This window comes from Frateuria defendens (genome assembly GCF_001182895.1).
Taxonomy (GTDB): Bacteria; Pseudomonadota; Gammaproteobacteria; order Xanthomonadales; family Rhodanobacteraceae; genus Frateuria_B; species Frateuria_B defendens.
In genome coordinates this window covers 1-13,687 of sequence record NZ_LFQR01000120.1, presented here as the reverse complement: position 1 = coordinate 13,687, position 13,687 = coordinate 1, and the positions used below count along the sequence as shown (strand labels likewise).

General features: G+C 67.9%; 14 protein-coding genes. 1 reads left to right on the top strand and 13 read right to left on the bottom strand.

From position 1 onward, the window contains the following. Positions 1-191: 191 nt before the first annotated feature. From ispH to murJ, 5 genes are all read right to left on the bottom strand, one after another. The gene (gene ispH, locus ACH65_RS14835; protein WP_049623394.1) at positions 192-1,154 is read right to left on the bottom strand and encodes a 4-hydroxy-3-methylbut-2-enyl diphosphate reductase; all 963 of its coding nucleotides are present in this window, start codon (positions 1,152-1,154) and stop codon (positions 192-194) included. A gap of 135 nt (positions 1,155-1,289) precedes the next feature. Next, entirely contained in the window at positions 1,290-1,799 is a 510-nt protein-coding gene (gene lspA / locus ACH65_RS14830; protein ID WP_049623393.1) for a signal peptidase II, read from the bottom strand. A 10-nt stretch (positions 1,800-1,809) separates the two neighbouring features. After that, on the bottom strand, positions 1,810-4,665 hold the full coding sequence (gene ileS, locus ACH65_RS14825) for an isoleucine--tRNA ligase (protein ID WP_049623392.1): 2,856 nt from the start codon (positions 4,663-4,665) through the stop codon (positions 1,810-1,812). 43 nt (positions 4,666-4,708) lie between these two features. Beyond that, entirely contained in the window at positions 4,709-5,671 is a 963-nt protein-coding gene (locus ACH65_RS14820) for a bifunctional riboflavin kinase/FAD synthetase (protein ID WP_049623391.1), read from the bottom strand. A gap of 16 nt (positions 5,672-5,687) precedes the next feature. Then, positions 5,688-7,277 carry a murein biosynthesis integral membrane protein MurJ gene (gene murJ, locus ACH65_RS14815; RefSeq protein ID WP_202594225.1) on the bottom strand — a complete coding sequence of 530 codons (1,590 nt, stop codon included), beginning with the start codon at positions 7,275-7,277 and terminating at the stop codon, positions 5,688-5,690. Between the two features lie 242 nt (positions 7,278-7,519). Between murJ and rpsT the strand changes: the two genes are divergently transcribed. Next, the gene (gene rpsT / locus ACH65_RS14810; protein WP_017460878.1) at positions 7,520-7,783 is read left to right on the top strand and encodes a 30S ribosomal protein S20; all 264 of its coding nucleotides are present in this window, start codon (positions 7,520-7,522) and stop codon (positions 7,781-7,783) included. A 330-nt stretch (positions 7,784-8,113) separates the two neighbouring features. On the opposite strand, the gene cgtA is transcribed toward rpsT, so the two are convergent. The 8 genes from cgtA to ACH65_RS14770 all read right to left on the bottom strand — a co-directional run bounded on the left by cgtA (position 8,114) and on the right by ACH65_RS14770 (position 13,631). After that, the gene (gene cgtA / locus ACH65_RS14805) at positions 8,114-9,193 is read right to left on the bottom strand and encodes an Obg family GTPase CgtA (RefSeq protein ID WP_049623389.1); all 1,080 of its coding nucleotides are present in this window, start codon (positions 9,191-9,193) and stop codon (positions 8,114-8,116) included. A gap of 181 nt (positions 9,194-9,374) precedes the next feature. Continuing rightward, complete coding sequence (gene rpmA / locus ACH65_RS14800; protein WP_049623388.1) at positions 9,375-9,632, bottom strand: 50S ribosomal protein L27; 258 nt, start codon at positions 9,630-9,632, stop codon at positions 9,375-9,377. A gap of 20 nt (positions 9,633-9,652) precedes the next feature. After that, a complete protein-coding gene (rplU, locus tag ACH65_RS14795) occupies positions 9,653-9,967 on the bottom strand; it encodes a 50S ribosomal protein L21 (protein ID WP_049623387.1) in 315 nt (104 codons plus the stop codon). Between the two features lie 114 nt (positions 9,968-10,081). Beyond that, on the bottom strand, positions 10,082-10,807 hold the full coding sequence (locus tag ACH65_RS14790; RefSeq protein ID WP_237561536.1) for a DUF2059 domain-containing protein: 726 nt from the start codon (positions 10,805-10,807) through the stop codon (positions 10,082-10,084). Positions 10,808-10,946: 139 nt separating this feature from the next. Continuing rightward, positions 10,947-11,657 (bottom strand): hypothetical protein, encoded by a 711-nt coding sequence (locus ACH65_RS14785; protein WP_049623385.1) that lies wholly within the window; start codon positions 11,655-11,657, stop codon positions 10,947-10,949. Then, complete coding sequence (locus ACH65_RS14780) at positions 11,644-12,540, bottom strand: TadE/TadG family type IV pilus assembly protein (RefSeq protein WP_064504875.1); 897 nt, start codon at positions 12,538-12,540, stop codon at positions 11,644-11,646. The genes ACH65_RS14785 and ACH65_RS14780 overlap by 14 nt, the downstream gene beginning before the upstream one ends. 20 nt (positions 12,541-12,560) lie before the next feature. Next, positions 12,561-13,370 (bottom strand): hypothetical protein, encoded by an 810-nt coding sequence (locus ACH65_RS14775; RefSeq protein ID WP_049623383.1) that lies wholly within the window; start codon positions 13,368-13,370, stop codon positions 12,561-12,563. A gap of 15 nt (positions 13,371-13,385) precedes the next feature. Then, the gene (locus tag ACH65_RS14770) at positions 13,386-13,631 is read right to left on the bottom strand and encodes a hypothetical protein (RefSeq protein WP_049623382.1); all 246 of its coding nucleotides are present in this window, start codon (positions 13,629-13,631) and stop codon (positions 13,386-13,388) included. Between the last annotated feature and the right edge of the window lie 56 nt (positions 13,632-13,687).

The window sequence follows — 13,687 nt, the reverse complement described above, 5'->3', positions numbered from 1 at the left end:
ATAGATCAGAGCATCCCTAAAGCGCGCCAAGTTGTTGAATTGACAGCATGCCGTCACAATTCGTAACCTAGATCAATAGGTTGCATTCGTAATGCGTAGGTCGTAGGTTCGATTCCTATTTCCGGCACCAGTTACGCGAAAAAGGCCCGCATCGCTGCGGGCCTTTTTCGTTGCCGCCTCTTACCCTCGCGTCAGAGGCGGGCGAGCGGGCCGCTCTCGGTCAGGCGCAGTTCCTTCGGCAGGGCGAAGGTGATGGTTTCGGGCTCGCCGTCCAGTTCGCGCACCGCGCCGGCGCCCCAGGATTGCAGGCGGGCGATCACGTCGCGCACCAGCTTCTCCGGGGCCGAGGCGCCGGCGGTGAGGCCGATGCGGTCGACGCCGTCGAGCCAGCTGCGCTCGATGTGCTCGGCACCGTCGATCAGGTAGGCGCGTACGCCCTGCTTCTCGGCCAGCTCGCGCAGGCGGTTGGAGTTGGAGCTGTTGATCGAGCCGACCACCAGCATCAGGTCCACCGCCTCGGCCAGCTGGCGCACGGCGTCCTGGCGGTTCTGGGTGGCGTAGCAGATGTCGTCCTTGCGCGGGCCTTCGATGTCCGGGAAGGCTGCGCGCAGCGCTTCGATGATGGCCTTGGTGTCGTCCACCGAGAGCGTGGTCTGGGTGACGTAGGAGAGCTGGTGCGGGTACTTGGGCACGAGCCGGGCGACGTCCTCCACCGACTCGACCAGCAGGATCTCGCCTTCGCTGGCCGGGTTCCACTGCCCCATGGTGCCCTCGACCTCCGGGTGCCCGGCGTGGCCGATCAGCACCACGCTGCGCCCGATGCGGCCCAGGCGCGCCACCTCCATGTGCACCTTGGTCACCAGCGGGCAGGTGGCGTCGAACACCTTGAGCCCACGCTGCGCGGCCTGCTCGCGCACGGCCTTGGAGACGCCGTGGGCGCTGAAGATCACGGTGGCGTCGTCCGGCACTTCGTCCAGCTCTTCCACGAACACCGCGCCGCCGGCGCGCAGCTTGTCCACCACGTAGCGGTTGTGCACCACCTCGTGGCGCACGTAGATCGGCGCGCCGTAGGCCTCGAGCGCGCGCTCGACGATGGCGATGGCGCGGTCCACGCCGGCGCAGAAACCACGGGGATTGGCGAGCAGGATGTCCAAGGCGGGTCGATCTCGGTGAAAGCCAAGTGTTATGTCATCGCCCGTCGGCGAAGGCCGGGCCGGCCGGATCGCGGGCTGGGCGGCATCGCCGTGACGAAGCCTCTCCGGCCTTTGCAGGAACGACGAACGGACGGATTATCGCACGCCGCCCGCCGGCCTGCCGGCGAGCAGCCCGAACGCCACCAGCAGCACCGCGCCCACCGTGATCGCGCAGTCGGCGAGGTTGAACACCGGGTAGTTCCAGGCGTCGTAGTAGTGCACGTGGATGAAGTCGGTGACCTGGGCCGCGTGCAGGCGGTCGATCAGATTGCCCAGCGCACCGCCGATCACCAGCGCCACCGGCGCCGCGGTGCGCCAGTCGCGCCGCGGCGTGCGCCACAGCCAGCCGGCCAGCACCGCGCTGATCGCCACCGCCAGCGCCACGAAGAACCAGCGCTGCCAGCCCTCGACGGCGCCGGCCAGGAAGCTGAAGGCCGCGCCGGTGTTGAAGGCCAGCGTCCAGTTGAGCAGGCCCGGGACCACCGGGTGCGGCACGCCCGGCTGCAAGGCCGAGAGCGCCCACAGCTTGCTCAGCTGGTCGAACACGATCACCACGGCCGAGAGCAGCAGCCAGGCCAGGGCGTTGGGTTTGGGCGTCGTCGTCATCGTGCGGCGCTCAGAACCAACGGCGCTGCTCGCCGGGGCCGTCTACATTCTCCACGCAGCGGCCGCACAGCTCGGGATGCTCGGGGTGGCTGCCCACGTCGTCGCGGCGGTGCCAGCAGCGCACGCACTTGGCGGCCTCGCTCACCGTGGCGCTCACCCAAGCCTCGCCGTCGGCCAGTTCCACCTGGGCCGCGTCGTCCGGGCGCGGTGCGAGCGGCGCCAGCGTGGCTTCGGAGGTGATGAAGAAGAAGCGCAGCTCCGGCGCCGCCGCGGCATAGCGCTCCGCCAGGACCGGATCGGCGTGGATGGCGAGCTTGGCCTCCAGCGCCGCGCCGATCTTGCCGTCCTTGCGCATGCCCTCGAGCACGCGCGCGGCGGTGTCGCGGATGGCCAGCAGGTCGCCCCACCAGCGGCGCTGCTCGGGCGAGCCCTGCGCCGCCTCCAGCCCCTCGTACCAGGTCTCGAACAGCACGCTCTCGCCGCGCTCGCCCGGCAGGTCCTGCCAGATTTCCTCGGCGGTGAAGGAGAGCACCGGCGCCAGCCAGCGCACCAGTGCCTCAGCGATGCGGTACATCGCGCTCTGCGCGCTGCGCCGACCGAGGCTCTCGGTCGGCATGGTGTAGAGGCGATCCTTGGTGATGTCCAGATACAGCGCACCCATCTCGGTGGTGCAGAAGTTCTGCACGCGCTGCACGATCTCGGCGAAGTCGTAGCGCGCGTAAGCGGCGATCACCGCCTGCTGGGTGTCGTAGGCCAGGCCCACCGCCCACTGGTCGAGCGGCAGGCACTCGGCCACCGGCAGCAGGTGTGTGGCCGGGTCGAAGCCGTCGAGGTTGCCGAGCAGGAAGCGCGCGGTGTTGCGGATGCGCCGGTAGCTGTCGCTGACGCGCTTTAAGATCTCCTCCGACAGCGACATCTCGTTGCGGTAGTCGGTGGAGGCCACCCACAGGCGCAGGATGTCCGCGCCCAGGCGGTTCATGATGTCCTGCGGCTCGATGCCGTTGCCCAGCGACTTGGACATCTTGCGGCCCTGCGCATCCACGGTGAAGCCGTGGGTGAGCAGCTGCTTGTACGGCGGCTGGCCGTCGAGCATGGAGGCGGTGAGCAGGGAGGAATGGAACCAGCCGCGATGCTGGTCCGAGCCTTCCAGGTACAGGTCGGCCGGGAAGCGCAGCACGTCGGCGTGCGAGCCGCGCAGCACGTGCCAGTGGGTGGTGCCGGAGTCGAACCACACGTCCAGCGTGTCGCGGTTCTTCTCGTACTGCGCGGCCTCCTCGCCCAGCAGGTCGCGCGGGTCCAGGCTCTGCCAGGCCTCGATGCCGCCCTGCTCCACCCGCTCGGCGACCTGCTCCAGCAGCTCGGGCGTGCGCGGATACAGCTCGCCGGTCTCGCGGTGCACGAAGAAGGCCATCGGCACGCCCCACTGGCGCTGGCGCGAGAGCGTCCAGTCCGGCCGCTCGGCGATCATGTTGTGCAGGCGCTGCTTGCCCCAGGCGGGGAAGAACTCGGTGGCCTCGATGCCTTCGAGCGCGCTCTCGCGCAGCGTCTTGCCGCCGTCCCGGGGCACGATGTCCATGCCGGCGAACCACTGCGAGGTGGCGCGGTAGATGATCGGCGTCTTGTGCCGCCAGCAGTGCATGTAGCTGTGCGTGTACTGGTGCTGGTGCAGCAGCGAACCGGCCTGCTCCAGCGCCTCGACCACCCTGGGGTTGGCCTTCCACAGGAACTGGCCGCCGAACAGCGGCAGCGACGAGGCGTAGACGCCGTTGCCCATCACCGGGTTGATGATCTCGGCGTCGGTCATGCCGTGCGCCTTGCACGAGACGAAGTCCTCCACGCCGTAGGCGGGTGCCGAGTGGACCACGCCGGTGCCGGTGTCCAGCGTCACGTAGTCGCCGAAGTACACCGGCGCGGTGCGCGCGTAGCCCGGGTCCACCGCGTACAGCGGATGGCGGAAGCGCAGCTCGCCCAGCGCCTGGCCCGGCACCGAGGCGATCACCCGGCCCTCGAGGCCGTAGGTCTTGAGGCACGCCTCGACGCGCTCGGTGGCGAGGATCAGGAGGCCGCGCGGCGTATCCACCAGGCTGTAGCTGAACTCCGGATGCAGGTTCAGCGCCTGGTTGGCGGGGATGGTCCAGGGCGTGGTGGTCCAGATCACGATCTGGCCGTTGGGCTTGGGCAATGCGTCGAGGCCGAAGGCCCTGGCCACCGCGGCCGGATCGTCGAAGGCGAAGCCGACGTCGATGGCCATGTCGGTCTTGTCCTCGTACTCCACCTCCGCCTCGGCCAGCGCCGAGCCGCAGTCGAAGCACCAGTTGACGGGCTTCAGGCCCCGATAGATGTAGCCCTTGCGCAGCAGCTCGGCCAGTGCGCGGATCTCGCCGGCCTCGTTGGCCGGGTTCATGGTGAGGTAGGGCCGGTCCCACTCGCCCAGCACGCCGAGGCGCTTGAAGTCGGCCTTCTGCCTGGCGATCTGCTCGGTGGCGTAGGCGCGCGCCTTGCGCTGCACCTCCTCCGGCGGCAGGCCCTTGCCGAACTGCTTCTCGATCTGGATCTCGATCGGCATGCCGTGGCAGTCCCAGCCCGGCACGTAGGGTGCGTGGAAGCCGGCCAGCAACTTGGACTTGGTCACCACGTCCTTGAGGATCTTGTTGATCGCATGGCCCAGGTGGATCGCGCCGTTGGCGTACGGCGGGCCGTCGTGCAGCACGAACATCGGCCGCCCGGCGGTCTTTTCCTGGATCTGCGCATAGCGGTCCACGCGCTCCCACTCGGCCAGCCAGCCCGGCTCGCGCTTGGGCAGGTCGCCGCGCATCGGAAAGGCCGTCTGCGGCAGGTTGATGGTGTTCTTGTAGTCCTTGCTCATTGCCTGGATGCCATCGGAGGGTTCGGGGCCACGTGGCGGCGCCTCAATTCAAGTGGGCTTCGATCAGCCGCGGGTTCATGCCCAGTATTTCGCGGGCCGAGCGGGCGTCGTGGTCGATCTGGGCCTTGAGTGCGTCCAGCCCGTCGAACTTCAACTCGTCGCGCAACTTGGCGACGAACTCCACCGCCATGCGCTGGCCGTAGAGGTCGCCCTCGAAATCGAACAGGTGCACTTCCAGCAGCGGCTCGGCGACCTCGTTGACGGTGGGGCGGATGCCCAGGCTCGCCACGCCCGGCCAGCTGCACTCGCCCTCGCCCAGCCCCACACGCACCGCGAAGATGCCGTGCACCGGGCTCACGCGCTCGCGCAGGTGGATGTTGGCGGTGGGGTAGCCCAACTCGCGGCCGAGCTGGTTGCCGTATTCCACCTTGCCCTCGATCACGAACGGCCGCCCGAGCAGCGCGGTGGCGCCGGCGAATTCGCCCGCCGCCAGCAGCATGCGGATGCGGCTGGCGGACACGCGCGCGCCGTCCAGCAGCACCGGCGGCATCACCCGCACGGCGAAGCCCCATTGCTGGCCCAGCTGCTCGAGCAGCGCGACGTCGCCGGCCCGCTTGTGGCCGAAGCGGAAATCGCCGCCCACCCACACCTCGCGCGCGCCCAGCCGCTCGACCAGCACGCGGCGCACGAAATCCTCCGGCGGCATCGAGGTCAGCGCGCGGTCGAAGCGCAGCAGCAGCGCGTGCGCCATGCCGGCGGCGTCGAAGCCGCGCAGCTTCTCGCGCACGCTGGACAGGCGCGGCACCGGCTCCTTCGAGAAATAGGCCCGCGGCAGCGGCTCGAAGCTCACCGCCGCCGGCGCGCAGCCGAGCGCCTGCGCACGAGCGCGCACCTGCGCCAGCAAGGCCTGGTGGCCGCGATGCAGCCCGTCGAAGGCGCCGACCGCAATCACACTGCCGCCGGGAGCCAGACAGGGCCCCGCGACATCCCGGGAGAGTCTCATCATCGGGCGAGTATAGCGGTCATGCGGCATGCAGTTCGCGCAGCCGGAAGCCTGCGGCAAACAGAACTGCCAGGTAGGTCGCCGCGCCGGCCGCCACCAGGGTGGCCAGATGCCACACGCGGGTGAACCAGTCCACCTCCCAGTCCGGCCACAGCCAGCGCCCGGCCAGCAGCACCGCCACCATCGCCGCGCAGGCCAGCGCCAGCCGCAGCCCATGCCGCGCCCAGCCTGGCTCGCACCGGTACACGCCGGCGTGACGGAGGGAGCGCCAGAGCAGGCCGAGGTTGATGTAGCCGGCCACCGCACTGGCCATGCCCAGCGCCAGGTGCAGCCCCGGCACCTGGGCCAGCGCCTGCAGCCAGGGCGCCTGCCGCTGCGCCGGCACGGCCCACAGCTCGAACAACGCCGCCACGAACACCACGTTGAGCAGCATGTTGGCGACCAGCGAGGCCACGCCGGCACGCACCGGCGTGCGCGTGTCCTGCCGCGCGTAGAACGCCGGCAGCAGCACCTTGACCAGGGCGAACGCCGGCAGGCCGAAGCTCAGCGCGGTCACCGAGTAGGTCGCCATGCGGGTGTCGAATGGCCGGAACGCGCCGTGCTGGAACAGCGTCGCCACCAGCGGCTCGGCCAGCAGCATCAGGCCGAACATCGCCGGCACCGCGATCAGCAAGGTGGTGCGCAGGCCCCAGTCCAGCGCCTTGGAGAAGCCGTCCCGATCGGTGGTGACGTGATGGCGCGACAGCGCCGGCAGGATCACCGTGCCCAGCGCCACGCCGAACACGCCCAGCGGCAGTTCGAGGAAGCGGTCGGCCTGCGACAGCCAGCTCTGCGAGCCGGTGATCAGGTAGGAGGCGATCACCGTATCGAGCAACAGGTTGATCTGCGCCACCGAGGAGCCGAACAGCGTGGGCACCATCAGCGTGAGGATGCGCCGCACGTCCGGGTGGCGCCAACCCCAGCGCGGCAGGGCCAGCAGGTCCAGCCCGCGCAGCGCCGGCAACTGGAACGCCAACTGCAGGATGCCGCCCGCCAGCACCGCCCAGCCCAGCGCCAGGATCGGCACCGCCAGCCGCGGCGCCAGCCACCACGAGGCGGCGATGATGCACAGGTTGAGGATCACCGGCGTCAGCGCCGGCAGGCCGAAGCGGTGGAAGCTGTTGAGCGCACCGCCGGCCAGCGCGGTCAGCGACACGAACAGCAGGAACGGGAAGGTCAGCCGCAGCAGCTGCGTGGTCAGCGTGAACTTCTCCGGCGTGTCCGCCGCGCCCTGCGAGAACAGCGCGGCCACCTGCGGCGCGAAGATCAGCCCCAGCGCCGTCACCACCAGCAGCACACCGCCGAGCGTGCCGGAGACGCGCGCCATCAGGTTTTTCAGCTCGGCATGGCTGCCCTTCTCCTTCACTTCGGTGAACACCGGCACGAAGGCGGTGGAGAACGAGCCCTCGGCGAACAACCGGCGCATGAAGTTGGGAATGCGAAAGGCCACCCAGAACGCATCGGTGGCCGCATTGGCGCCGAAGGCCGCGCTGATGGACATGTCGCGCACCAGGCCGAGCACGCGCGAGACCATCGTCATGCTGCTGAACGAGAGCAGCCCACGTAACATGCTGGGGGACTTCATGCGTCTGCGGTACCTTCGATCCGTCGCGGCCGCGCCGCGCCAAAGCGCCTAGTGTGACAGCCGGGGCAGCCCGATAGACAGCGCCGCCATGGCGCAAAGATGGCGGCGGGCGGGCCGCAGCCAGCCGCCGGACCGCAGGTGGCCACGCCAAGCGGTTGACGCAACGGGTGAATCACCCCATAATTATCGCCTTTTTCCAGCCCAAGCCATTTTTTCGGAGTCCTACCTTGGCCAACATCAAGTCCGCGAAGAAGCGTGCGCGCCAGTCCGAGCAGCGCCGCCTGCGCAACGTCAGCGCCCGCTCCATGGTGCGCACCGCCCTCAAGAAGGTCGTCAAGGCCATCGAGGCCAAGGACAAGGCTGCCGCCGTGGAAGCCTTCGCCGCCGCCCAGCCGGTGATGGATCGCTACGCCGCCCGCGGCCTGATCCACAAGAACAAGGCCGCTCGCCACAAGAGCCGCCTGAACGCGAAGATCCGCGAGCTGGCGTAAGCCGGCGACCAGGTGAATTCGGGTTGGCGGAAAAGCCGGCGAAAGCCGGCTTTTCTGTTTTCAAAGGAAGGCGGGCCGGCGAAAGCCGGCTTTTCTGTTTTCAAAGGAAAGCGGGCCGGCGAAAGCCAGCTTTTCTGTTTTCAAAGGAAAGTGGGCCAGCGAGAGCCGGCTTTAGCACTCAAGGGAACCGAGCCGGCGAAAGCCGGTTTTTTTATTGCCCCGGTAAATACCTGGAGCCAGAGCCACGCCGCACCGGCATGGCGGCTGCAAAGCAAACGGCGGCCGCATGGCCGCCGTTTTTCGGTCCGCGAACGAGTCGGCGGCGTCGCCTTATTCCACCGCCCCTTCCCCGCGCCGACGCACGTCGCCCGGCAGCATGTCGGTGCGCTCCTCGTGCGCCGCATGCTGGGCCTCGAAGAAACGCTGCACCTGCTGGCACACCGCCAGCGTGCCCTCGCGGGCGATCGCGGAGACCACGAACCAGGGCCGGGTCCAGCCCAGGCGCTGCACGATGCCCTCGGCCACGGCCTGGCGCTCGTCCTCGGGTAGCACGTCGGCCTTGTTGAGCACTAGCCAGCGGGGGCGGTCGAGCAGCTCCGGGTCGAACTTGGCCAGCTCCTGCTCGATCGCATGCACCTGCTCGACCACATCGGAGCCGTCGATCGGCGCCATGTCCACCACCTGCAGCAGCAGCCGCGTGCGCGCCACGTGGCGCAGGAACTGGATGCCCAGGCCCGCACCCTCCGCCGCGCCCTCGATCAGCCCCGGGATGTCGGCGACCACGAAGCTCTGGTCGGTGCCCAGCCGCACCACGCCCAGGTTCGGATGCAGGGTGGTGAAGGGGTAGTCGGCCACGCGCGGCGTGGCGGCGGACACCGCGCGGATGAAGGTGGACTTGCCGACATTGGGAAAGCCGAGCAGGCCCACGTCAGCCAGCAGCTTAAGCTCTAGTTTGAGCTCGCGCACCTCGCCGGGCGTGCCCGGCGTGGCCTTGCGCGGCGCACGGTTCACGGAGCTCTTGAAGTGGATGTTGCCGAGGCCGCCCTTGCCGCCCTCGGCCACCAGCAGGCGCTGGCCGTGCTGGGTCAAGTCCCCGATCACCTCGTCGGTGTCGACATTGGTCACCACGGTGCCCACCGGCACGCGGATGGCGGTGTCCCCGCCGCCCTTGCCGTACATGTCGCTGCCCATGCCGTTCTGGCCGCGCTGTGCCTTGAAACTGCGCTGGTGGCGGAAATCGATCAGCGTGTTGAGGCCCTCGTCGGCCACCAGCCACACCGAGCCGCCGCTGCCGCCGTCGCCACCGTCGGGGCCGCCGAACGGGATGAACTTCTCGCGCCGGAAGCTGATGCAGCCGTTGCCGCCGTCGCCGGCCTGGACTTTGATGATGGCTTCGTCGACAAATTTCATAGGCTGCGCTGGGAATCGGGAATAGGGAGAAGGGAATCGGAAAGCCGCGGCGTCAGGACGGCGGGGAAGCACAGGGTAAGCGAAGCGCTCTTGCCATTCCCTATTCTCCATGCCCGATTCCCGCCGCCAAAACAAAAGCCCCGCCGGAGCGGGGCCTTCGCAGCAACGCCGGAAGGGCTGATCAACCCTTGACGACGCTGACGAACTTGCGGTTGTGCTCGCCGCGGGTCTTGAACTCGACGGTGCCGTCGACCAGGGCGAACAAGGTGTGGTCACGACCCAGGCCCACGCCGGTACCGGCATGGAACTTGGTGCCGCGCTGACGCACGATGATGTTGCCGGCCTCGACGGCCTGGCCGCCGTAGATCTTCACACCCAGGTACTTGGGGTTGGAATCGCGACCGTTGCGGGACGAACCTACGCCTTTTTTATGTGCCATGACTCTTTACTCCGGCTAGTTCAGGCGTTGATGCCCGTGATCTCGACTTCGGTGAAGTGCTGGCGGTGGCCCTGCTGCTTCTTGAAGTGCTTGCGGCGGCGGAACTTGACGATGCGCACCTTGTCGGCACGGCCGTGCTTGCGCACGGTGGCGCTGACGGTGGCGCCGGCCACGGTCGGCGCGCCGACGGTGATCGACTCGCCCTCGCCGACCAGCAGCACCTGGTCGAAGCTCACGGTGGCGCCTTCTTCGGCGTTCAGCAGCTCGACGCGCAGGACGTCGCCCTGCTGCACCCGGTACTGCTTGCCACCGGTCTTGATGACTGCGTAACTCATGGGAATATCCCTTCTGTCGTTATTCTCTTGGGTTTCGCCCAGACTGGCTGTAGCGAACTGCGGATTCTAGCCAATCCCGCCGCCGCTGGTCAATTCCTGACCACCCTTCCGGCTTCACGTCCCGGAGGCCGGGGTCGCGGCCGGCTTGGGCGCCGGCTTCGACGTCGACGCCGGCTTGGCCGTGGAGGCGGCCTTGGCCGGTGCGGCCGCCGGCTTCGTCCTGGCTGGCGCCTTGCGGGACCTGGCCGGCGCCTTGTGCGCTTTCGTGGCCGCGGGCTTGGCGGCGGCCTTGGGGTGCCGGGTGGCCGGCTGGGGCTTGGCCACGGCCGCCGCGGCGCCGACGGCCTCGTCGTCGTCCTCGCCCGCCGAGGCCTGGACCGCGGTGCCGGGGCAGCGCCCCTGCGTATCCAGCGTGCCCTGCTGCTGCAGCGTCTGCAGCATGTTGCGGGTGCGCTCACGCCCCCAGTCCTGCCCCGCCGCCGAGCCCTCGGCCATCGCGGCGGGCATCTCGGTGAGCACCTTCTGCCCCAGCGGGGAACGGTAGAACTTCAGCAGCCCGTCGATCTCCTCGGCGGTGAAGTGGTGCTGGTAGGCCGGCACCATGCGCTCGACCACCGCCTTGGCGCCCTGCTCGTTGATGAAACTCTGCCAGTAGCTGACCGGCACGCAGGGCAGGCGCTGCTGCATGGTGCCGGCGACCTGGGTGTTCATCTGGGTCAGGCTCTGCTGCATGTGCATCGCCTCGAGCAGCTCGCGCACCTGCTGCACACTGGGCTCGGCCGCCCATCCGGTGGCGGCGGCCGCCGCCAGCAGCAAACCGGTGCCGAGTCTCGATGCCATGCGCATGGTTCCGTGTCTCCATCGATGATCGCGAACCCTGCATTTAGCCACAGGGATGCCCGGGCCTGTAACCCCGAGCAATGCCGCCGGAGGGTTTAACCTTGTCAGCCCACCCTAGTGTAGTGTCTCATAAATAATATTAAGTAAGTTTGGCCGCGGCGCGAGCGACGGATGCCAAGATGGTGTCGGCGCTCTTGCTCGACTGGCCATCGTCGCTGGTCATCGCTATAACTAGCCGTGCACCGCCCCGCTCGTAGGCAAGCATGCAGCCCGCCGCCCCGTCGGCGCAGTCGTTGCGTTGCGCCGGCTTCCAGCCTTCGCTCGCCATACGATCGCGATACCACGCCGCGTTCTGCGCTGGTGACAGCCGATTGGCCATGGCTAGCGTACGTGCAGGTACAGCGTCGTCGGGATAAATGATGTCGTTGAGCACCACCGTGTCGGACGGACGTGCGAAACCTTCGCCGACCGGCCTGGGCCGAGTGCCCGGTGGAGGTATCCGCACGATGCCAATGTCGCCGCGGCTGCCGGCGCCATCACTCTGCACCTGGACAGTGACGTAGTATTCGCCAACCTTGTGGCCGATCACCTGCCAGCCGGCGACGTCGTTGAGCACCGACTTTCCGCCCCATTCCCTGGCGTACCAAGCGAGCAGGCGATCGGACGGCAGCGTCGAGCGGAAAACCTGGCTTCGCAGGTCGCTGCCGTTAAAGACCATGCGCGTGGCGACGCTCGCCACCTCCATCCCGTCGGGCATCTCGACCGAGGGCCAATTGGCGGCAACGCCCTGCCGTGGCATGAGCACCCAGGCCAGGCCAACCGCTATGAGAAGGCGATTACCTGCGACCATCGCGCACCAGCCTGTCGGAAGGAACGATGTCCGGCGCGGTCTTGCCCGGGTACCAGCCGTTGATGCCGAACAAGGTGCCGATCAGCGGAATCTTGTCGATGATCTGCGTCACGTCGTGGAGCGTGTCGAGCAGCTTGTCGGGCAATGTGCTCATCGGCGACAACGGCTTCACCGTGTGGCGTACGGTGCGGACGATGTCGTTCCTTCCCTCCCCTTTGTCGTCCTCGCCGGAACCGCGGGCGTCCCACGTGTCCGCGAGGAGGACGGTCTTGCCGTGGAAGTCGAGGTCGAGGCTGTCGAGTGGATCCATCATCGTCAGCCGGGAGCCATCGTTGCCGACGATTTTTTCCGTGCGCGCATTCACTTCCGCGGTAATGTAGCCTCGACGATCCGGTGGAATGCCGTCCAGGCCGATCGCACCGCCGATCGCACCGAGTCGGTCGATCAACTTGGTCCCTGGCGCGGGCGACTCGTTGTTTTCGTACCGGCTGAGCTTCACGTTCTTCACCAGCACGAGATCACGACCGGCGAACGTGGCTAGCATCGGGTCGTCGAGACGGGACAGCGAGACCGTGGTGCTGCGGAACCGCGTGCTTGTATCGCCGAACTGCTGCACGCGCATGCGCGCTTCCTGCGGTGCGACAGCAGGCAGGCCGCCGTTGCGGTCTACCATCTCGTGACTGACCGATGCGGCCCAGGCCGCGGAGCGCGCGGAAGCCTGCGCCTCCTGTCGCACATGCATGTATTTGCCCAGCAGGCTGATCATGAGAAACATCGGCACGAGCACGATGCAGGCAATCGCCATCTCAATCAGGCTCTGCCCACGCTGGTGACGCAGACCGGCTTCACTGCTGGATCTCTTGCCCGATTTCGCTCCGCTCATGACCTGCCTCCACCTCGTCCTCAGTTGCTCGCGGTGATCTTGGCGTTGGCTGGGATCGCGAACGTCGACTCGTCGGCTGCCTTGCCGACGGTGAACGTATCGGTCTGCACATTCCAGCCGAAATTGGCCGCTGGCGGCGTCGCCTGCAGCACGATCGCGCCACCGCTGGATTCACCATCGCCGTCCAATGCATTGATGCCCGAACGCGAATAGCCCCACTGCGTGCCACCGCTCCATACGCAGTAACGATCGCCCGCCGGCGCGACCCAGACATCGCAGGCCTGCCCCGCCGCCTGCGACTTGCCCTCGCGCTTCCAGCCAGCGCCGGCAGCCACGGCGTCGAGGTCGCCATCGTCGACCGGGCCATTCGGCTGCGGTGAACCCACGTCCTGCACGTCGCCCTGCCCCGTCGCCAGGTCGACCTTGTACGACTTGCCCTCCGACGTGGTGATCTCCTGCTCGCTGGTCTGCTTGAGGACAAACTGGCAGGGCCGGGACACGTCGACTTTCCAGGCATCCACACGGCGGCTCCAGCGATGTGCCTCGACCGTCTGAGCGACCTTTTTCCGGCCGATCCTGCCTATCTCGGAAGGCGGCACCGGCGTTATCGGCTCTCCGGCAGCCTGGCAATCGGCCAGCATCTTGCGATATGCCATCTCTTCCTGAGGCTGGCCGCTCGAGGTCATGAAGATGGTCTGCTCCAGATGGAGCGTCGGCATGTTGTCGGCAACCGGCGCATCACTGTCTGTATCGGAACTGGCGGACGATGAGCAGGCCGCCAGGAGGCTACCGGCAAGGACGAGAGTTAGGCGAGCGCAACGGATCATCATCGTGGAGCGATTCCTTCAAGGGATCATGTCGGCGCCGAACACCTCGGCGCGGGCGGTGGCGGGCGTCTCCACGAGACGCGCCTGCCAGTAGGGGCTGAACAGGCTGCCCAGCTCGCGATAGTCGGCCTCGGTCGAACGTGGAAACAGCGTGCGAGGACGACTGAAGAACACCTGCGCCGAAGCGAGCGCCGTCATCTTGTCGTTCTGTGCCTTGTCGGGCGCGCTGATATCCACGATCGAGCCGTCGTGTGGACCGCCCATGTGCGTGTGATCGCTGGTGATCTTGCCCCTGTTTCACGGACACCCGCCTAAGCGAC